At 58.6% G+C, this 6,435-nt stretch carries 8 protein-coding genes and 3 pseudogenes; 3 read left to right on the top strand and 8 right to left on the bottom strand.

Annotated elements, in window-relative coordinates:
* From NKH70_RS30890 to NKH70_RS30855, 8 genes and pseudogenes are all read right to left on the bottom strand, one after another.
* Nucleotides 1–675, bottom strand: a 675-nt coding sequence (locus NKH70_RS30890; RefSeq protein ID WP_502908432.1) for a P-type ATPase actuator domain-containing protein, incomplete at its 3' end; no start/stop codon positions are given.
* A gap of 122 nt (nucleotides 676–797) precedes the next feature.
* A pseudogene (locus NKH70_RS30885) lies at nucleotides 798–1,088 on the bottom strand (ABC transporter permease subunit); the annotation flags it as partial.
* A gap of 58 nt (nucleotides 1,089–1,146) precedes the next feature.
* A complete protein-coding gene (locus NKH70_RS30880; RefSeq protein WP_280952151.1) occupies nucleotides 1,147–1,293 on the bottom strand; it encodes a hypothetical protein in 147 nt (48 codons plus the stop codon).
* A pseudogene (locus NKH70_RS30875) lies at nucleotides 1,257–2,395 on the bottom strand (Tn3 family transposase). Before NKH70_RS30875 ends, NKH70_RS30880 begins: the two are co-directional and overlap by 37 nt.
* A gap of 172 nt (nucleotides 2,396–2,567) precedes the next feature.
* Nucleotides 2,568–2,726, bottom strand: a complete 159-nt coding sequence (locus tag NKH70_RS30870) for a hypothetical protein (RefSeq protein WP_023680935.1) — start codon at nucleotides 2,724–2,726, stop codon at nucleotides 2,568–2,570.
* A gap of 135 nt (nucleotides 2,727–2,861) precedes the next feature.
* Complete coding sequence (locus NKH70_RS30865) at nucleotides 2,862–3,986, bottom strand: DUF2333 family protein (protein WP_352495674.1); 1,125 nt, start codon at nucleotides 3,984–3,986, stop codon at nucleotides 2,862–2,864.
* 340 nt (nucleotides 3,987–4,326) lie between these two features.
* Nucleotides 4,327–5,277, bottom strand: coding sequence for a DUF1402 family protein (locus tag NKH70_RS30860; protein WP_502908433.1), 951 nt, complete (start codon nucleotides 5,275–5,277; stop codon nucleotides 4,327–4,329).
* Nucleotides 5,278–5,475: 198 nt separating this feature from the next.
* Nucleotides 5,476–5,813, bottom strand: a pseudogene (locus NKH70_RS30855) (transglutaminase-like cysteine peptidase).
* 72 nt (nucleotides 5,814–5,885) lie between these two features.
* Between NKH70_RS30855 and NKH70_RS30850 the strand changes: the two are divergent.
* The 3 genes from NKH70_RS30850 to NKH70_RS30840 are packed head-to-tail and all read left to right on the top strand — an operon-like array spanning nucleotide 5,886 to nucleotide 6,433.
* Complete coding sequence (locus NKH70_RS30850; RefSeq protein ID WP_352508733.1) at nucleotides 5,886–6,137, top strand: transglutaminase-like cysteine peptidase; 252 nt, start codon at nucleotides 5,886–5,888, stop codon at nucleotides 6,135–6,137.
* A complete protein-coding gene (locus NKH70_RS30845) occupies nucleotides 6,100–6,288 on the top strand; it encodes a transglutaminase-like cysteine peptidase (protein ID WP_352495720.1) in 189 nt (62 codons plus the stop codon). Before NKH70_RS30850 ends, NKH70_RS30845 begins: the two co-directional genes overlap by 38 nt.
* Nucleotides 6,260–6,433: a transglutaminase-like cysteine peptidase gene (locus NKH70_RS30840; RefSeq protein WP_352451998.1), complete on the top strand. Its 174-nt coding sequence runs from the start codon at nucleotides 6,260–6,262 to the stop codon at nucleotides 6,431–6,433. The genes NKH70_RS30845 and NKH70_RS30840 overlap by 29 nt, the downstream gene beginning before the upstream one ends.
* Nucleotides 6,434–6,435: the final 2 nt, after the last annotated feature.

The following is a 6,435-nucleotide window of genomic DNA, read 5'->3' as shown; positions in this document are numbered from 1 at the left end:
CTTGTCCTTCGGAATGCTCTCTCCTGTGATCGATGCTTCGTTGACCGAAGCCGCTCCACCGACGACGGTGCCATCGACCGGGATCTTCTCGCCGGCCCGCACCAAGACAACGTCGCCCGCGCGCAAATTCTCGATCGGGACCATGCGTTCGCCACCTGCGTCCCGCACAAGCGCCACCTGCGGCACTGAGCCGATCAGGTCTTTGATCGAGGCTCGCGCTCGTTCCATATTCACATCGGCGATGAACTCCGCGATCAAAATGATCACCATGAGGACCGCGCCGGCGACGGTCTCGCCTCCGATCAGCGCCACCACCGTGGCAATGGTGACGAATATTTCGGTACCGATCTTGCGCTCTTTTACGAGATCAACGACGCCGGTCTTGACGAGCGGATACAAGCCGATGGCAACCGCCACCCACAAGGCTTGTATTGGAATGAGCTGCTGCCAATACAGCAACGCCATCAAGCCGGTAAAAAGGATGCGCGCGACTTCGGTCCAGCGTTCGCGCGTCATCAACACTCGCCAACCCGATGGAACCGTCTTAGGCGCCGGCTCAACGCTTTCCGTGGCTGCTGTCTCGGATTTCATGATTGGCTCGCTATCTCGGATTGCGGTCTTGGGTTGAAGCATGAGCGCATCAGGCCCCCGCGGCGGATAGTCCTGTCCAGCCATGGTATCCGACATAGAGGCCAACGGCGATGAGAAATAGCGCGCCCAGCGCGCGCGACGGTCGGCGGCCCCTACCGTGACGAGAGTAATCCCGAAGCTTGGCGATCCTGTCCCACATGCATGCCTCACGTCCACACCCGGAGGGATTGCTCCAGCCTGTCGGCGATCTGTATGACGACATAGGCGATCACCATGTAGATCACGACGGCAATCACAAAGGCTTCGAGGTAGTAGAAGTTCAGCGCGGCGGTCAGTTGGGACTGCGCGAAGATATCGACGACCTCGATGGCGAATCCGAGTGAAAGCGCCTTCATGATGACCATCATCGAGGTGGTCAGCTCGGGAATTGCCGTGAGGGCCACCTGGGGAAATAGGACCCGTCGGAACAGTTGGCTGCTTGTGTAACCCAGCGAGTAGAGGGTCGGAACAAGAACCGTTCCCAGCGACACGCTAACGTCGAACGGAGCATGAACGTCATGCGGCGTGGCGTAACCGAGCCGGAAGTCTGAGCGAACGGAATCCTTCAGGCATCTGATGTTCTGCATCCCAGGTGTAGATGCCGGTCAGGTTGATGTGCTCCCAACTCAGCCGCGATACGTGCTTGAGCAGATGATCCGGAATCTCGCGATGCGTTTTGCGTAAGTAGGTAACGGCCCGTTCGATATAGACCGTATTCCTACGATCGCACTGACGACGAGGTTGAGGCCGGAGGCGCGGAACGCCTGGCTTTCGAACGACCGGTCACGGATTTCACCACGCTCGTGGAAGAAAACGGCGCGCTTCAGGTTATGCGCAGCCTCACCCTTGTTGAGGCCGGCCTGGCAACGCCGGCGTAGCGCCGAACTTGAGTACCATTCGATCATGAACAGCGATCGCTCGACCCGGCCGAGTCCCGTAGCGCTCGTGCGAGTTGGCTTTCCTTCGGAGATGCGGATAGTTTCTTCAGGATCGTGGACGGCACTAAGGATCGCGTGGTGATCGACGCCGCCAGATGGAGGAGATCATCCCAGTGCTCGAGGATCAGGGTGGTGTTGATCGGCGCGCCGATGTGGTTCGACAGCGCCGGGTATGCATCGCCTTTCTCGAACGTGTGGAATTTCCGGTCCTTGAGGTTGCACAGTCGCGGCGCGAAGCGTTTGCCTATGAGGGCGAACAGACCGAAGATGTGATCACTCGCGCCGCCCCTATCGGTAAAGTGTTCCTGGATGTCGAGGACCGTGTCCTGATCGAATAGCCCATCGAGCACATAAGCAGCCTCACTTTCGGTCGGACTGATGGGCAGAATGCTGAAGTAGCCGTACTGATCGGAAAGGTGGCTGTAGAACTTTGAGCCGGGTTCGCTGCCGTAATGCAGATTGATGTCGCCGCGCTTTGCGGCTCGGTCGCTCGCGCGGAAGAATTGGCCGTCAGATGATGACGTCGTGCCATTGCCCCAAAGGCGAGAATGCGGATGGCGGGTGTGTGCGTCCGTCACGCAGGCCTGCGCCGCGCGGTAGGTCTCCGACCGTGCATGGAAGGTTCTCATCCAACTGATCTGGTGAGCGCTGATGCCTTTGGACGCGCTGGCCATCCGTTTCGGACCAAGGTTGGTCGCATCCGCCAGTACGCCGGCCAGCATGGCCGAGACATTCCTTGGGACGTCGCCGGTGCGAACATGCGTGAAGCTATCCGCAAAGCCGGTCCATTCATGCACTTCCCTCAACAGGTCGGGAACCTCGATCATTGGATGCGGCGTCCATCCCTGGATGGCAATCCCGGCACAACACCCAGCGGGGATTGCGAACCTCCACTGTGCCGAACACCGTTTGAATTCGACGCGTCGTATAGTCCTTGACTGGCCGAAAATTGTGGCAATCCGGACAGACCCGTCGAAACAGGGTGTAGGTTTTCGCCTCCTAGGTCGCGACCACTGTTTGCAGGGCGGTCATGATCTTCTTGCCATCCTCGATCGACAGGTCAAGGTCTCCGCCACGCGGACGCTCATCGCTTTTGTCGATCCGGACCTCGTTTCGACATCGCCGAATTCGTTCCTGCTCTCGATCGTGATCGTCCATTCCACCGCCATCGCCGCCGCCTTAAACAAAGTAACGGTGATGGCCCAGTCGGCGCTAACAAATCGTGGCCGCGCTCACCCCAGAGAAGTTACCGGTCCCAATGCCTCGATGCCCTCGAGCGCTTCATCCACCGAGTTACTGCGCAAGAACGTTGCTGATCTCGACCAGGTTCGAGCGCACGCGCAACATGTAGAAGCCAATTGTCGTTAGGTGATTCGGCAACAGCCAGCCATCCTCGCGGCCATTGGCGATGATGAAGGGCTGGATGCGCAGCGCCGAGACGAACTGCGAGTCCATCGTGTCCCACAGGCTCTGCAGGTGCTTTTCGTTGATCACGTCCTCGAAATCGGCCTCGGCGCCTTTCATCAGCCCGTAATAGGCATAGAGCTGGCCATAGGCGAACCAGAAGCGATCGTCGGCGCGGAAATCGAACCAGCCATTGTTGTAGTGCTCAGCGCGCTCCTTGAGGATCGCCGAGGTCGAACCGATGTCGGACGAGATGCGGTCGATATACTGCTTGAGATTGTCAGCGCGGGCATCGAACACCGTCTGGCAGGTTTCCAGCCGGGCGTTGAAGGCGCGCAGCTTGCGCACGGCGTCACGATAATAGCTCGGCGTCGGAGTCTTCGGGCCGAACGGGTTCAGGCCGAAATACCAGGTCTCTTCATCGAACTGCAGATTGCCGCGCGCGTCCTGAAGATCGGCGTCGATCTGCGAAGTGGTGCGCACGCGGCCGAGATTGTCGGCAAGCTCGGTCGCCGTGCGCCGCACCGCCTGGTTGATGCCGCGCTGGAACGAGGCCTTGTTGTCCATCCACGGCGTGTGGTCCCAGTCGATGCCGAACAGGCCGAGCTTGTAGAGGATCATCGACGACACCCAGGCATTCTGGTTGACGTTGAAGTCGGTCAGGTCGGCCGCCAACTGGGCGATCGCCGAATTGCCACAGGTCCTGGCGGCGTCGGTGCCGGCACCGGCGGCGACCTGCTCGCCGGCCGACAGGTTGCGCTTCTCGAATATATAGGTGTCGGGATAGTTCGGGTTGAAATTGTTCCACCACTGGGTGGCGTAGAAGAAATTGGCGTAGAGGCCGATCAGCATCAGCAGCGCCAGGCCGACCACTGCCTTCAGGATCCAGCCGCGCTGCGTATACCAACGCCCGGCCCACACGAACGGCCACAGGATGACGCCGATGGCTAAGCCGATGCCGCGGCCGATCCACTGGAAAATCCGGGTGAAGAAATTCACGATCGGATCAAGCATGGCGATGTCACCCCCTCAGTCAGTCAAGCCGTAGAGGCGCATGCCAAACGCCACCTTGTCTTTCAAATATGTGGTTTTCAGAGCGTCGCGCTGGGTAAGCCATTCTCAGTTTGGAGCCGCATGGTTATCGACACACGATACCTCGCTTGGCCATCTTGCACGCGACCGGCAATTCCGGCGCGCTTTATGAGTTCGCTTGAGTGCACTGTTTGCTTCCATCTGATGTCGATAGATGTTCGCCAAATGCAAGCGGAATTGGTCTCATGACAGCCAGCTTTTCCGGCATAAATCTGTCCTGCCATCCGACGCAGGTTCGCGAGTGTCCGGCCACCAACCACGATCATTTCGTGCCATCGGTGAGAAGCGCCTTGAGTTCTTCGAGCCTGTCGTTGATGAGCCAGCCGTAATAGTTCTCGACGGGCAGGGTGCGGCCGGTCTTGTCGGTCACGGCTTGCCTCAACTCACGTGCACGTCTGCGCGGCTGGCCAACATTGTAGAGCGTGGCGGTGATTCCGGGATTACCGGATATATCGAACCCCTGTTCCCGATAGGCATCGATCGAATCCCGGATGATCGCGGCGATGTAAACAAGACTGCGATCAGGATCCATGACGTCGCGATAGATCGCCTGCGGGCGATCGGGCAACAATCGGGGAAGCTTGCTGACCCGGCTGACCATGTCTGTGACCTGCAGGGCTGCAAGCGGGCTTATCTGTCCCAGGCCGAAGGTCTGCCCCGCATAGAAGGGTTGGAAGAAGGCCCGCTGGAACGTGATGGGTTCGTAGTCGACGCCATCGACCTTGCGACCCCGGAATGTCTCTTCCCAGACCTGGTCACGGCAGCTCCAAATCAGCGCGCTGCTTTCGAGAGAAGAGCAGGATGCGAATTCGGGCCGCTGGACGAATGACTGGACCGGAGTGCCCCTGTAGCTGAAGGAGAACTTCAGATCGGCATAGGCGAGCGCCTTGACGTAATAGGTCTGAACCGAGTCGACCACGCTGATATTGTAGGTGTGCTCTCCGACGAGAGCCGCGACGATGTGGATCGGATCGATGCCACAGGCGAGCGCCGCCTTCCTGATCTTGCCGACGAGTTTGCGGTCGTCCCGTATCAAGGCGGTTATGGCCCGATACTTCTCCTCGTACGTCGTGTTGAATGCCTTGGAACGAAGCGCGGACGCTCTTGGGATCACCGGTTGCTCGGCAAGACGATTGCCCGTCGGGACGACTGTGACAGTCTGCGCCACGGCTGGGGCCGTTCCGACACAAGTTGCAACGATCGTCACCGTCATGAAAAAGGGCTGCAGCTTGGCTGTTGGCATGAGGCTCCGTTGGCAGCCTCCGGCTCCGTGAAGGGATGCAGAGTGTGCCGTCATATGGTCATGGCAGTGTGCTTTCGAGCCTATAACAGAGAGGCGGAGGTTTTGCGAGCCGGCAAGGTGTTCGGATGTTCGGATGCAAGGACGCTGGAAAAAATGTTCGGCATCGCGTTACCTAAGCGCGCCGACGAGAAGATTGTCTTCGCTTAAGATGGAAACCCACCGTCTCGTGTTGTATTCCGCTTGGCGCTTCAGGTAGTTATGGTTCGTCTCGTACCAGGGACGAACCCTATTGGTCAGATTATCGAGAATGAAATCGCCCTTGTCGGTTCGAACCGCCAATACAGCGTGCCCTTCGCCATCGGACTTGCGCACTGCCGTCAAGAGCAGACTGGAGACGCGAAGGCCTTTCGCGTCAGCGTTCGCCGATTTTCCAGTGCATAATCCTCGCAATCACCCAGATTATCGTCAGGATAGGACCAATATTCTGGAACTCCATTGTGTTCCATGTCGCTCACCGGCTTGACGCGGTGGTTTACGGATACGTTGACGCCTACCAGCGATCGCAAAAGTCATCGGTCATGGTCGGCGAATGCAGGGCAGCTCACATTCATGCGAACAAACGGACGGACAACGCAGCGATCGGTCATTACGAATACTGTCGGAACTATCGCGATGATTGCTCGATCGTCACGCGCGACCCGAAGCCCGTCGAACTGACCCGCTCCTCGTGTGAGACGCTGATCGAAATCAACAACAGGGCCAACACGACGATCATGGCCATGACGGACATAGATACCCGGTGTCGAGGAGAAATGGGAGTATCCCTATAAGGGATTTGGCGACTGCGACGACATCGTGCTGGAAAAACGTCGCGAACTGATGAGACAGGGCGTGCCCCCGCAAAACCTTTTGGATAACGGTGGTCAGGCAGTCGAGCGGCGAGGGGCACGCGATGCTGAGCGTCAACACGACCGCCGGTGACTTCATTCTCGACAATCTGGAGCCGAAGGTCCTGCTGTGGTCGGACACCGGATATACCTACCTGAAGCGCCAGTCGCGATCCAACTCCGGCCATTGGGAAGCGATCGAATCCCAACAGAACATTCTCGTCAGCGGCACGAAATAATC

This window comes from Mesorhizobium sp. M0991, from assembly GCF_040318915.1.
GTDB lineage: Bacteria > Pseudomonadota > Alphaproteobacteria > Rhizobiales > Rhizobiaceae > Mesorhizobium.
The sequence above is the reverse complement of the archived record's forward strand: the minus strand, read 5'-3'. Positions and strand labels throughout refer to the sequence as shown.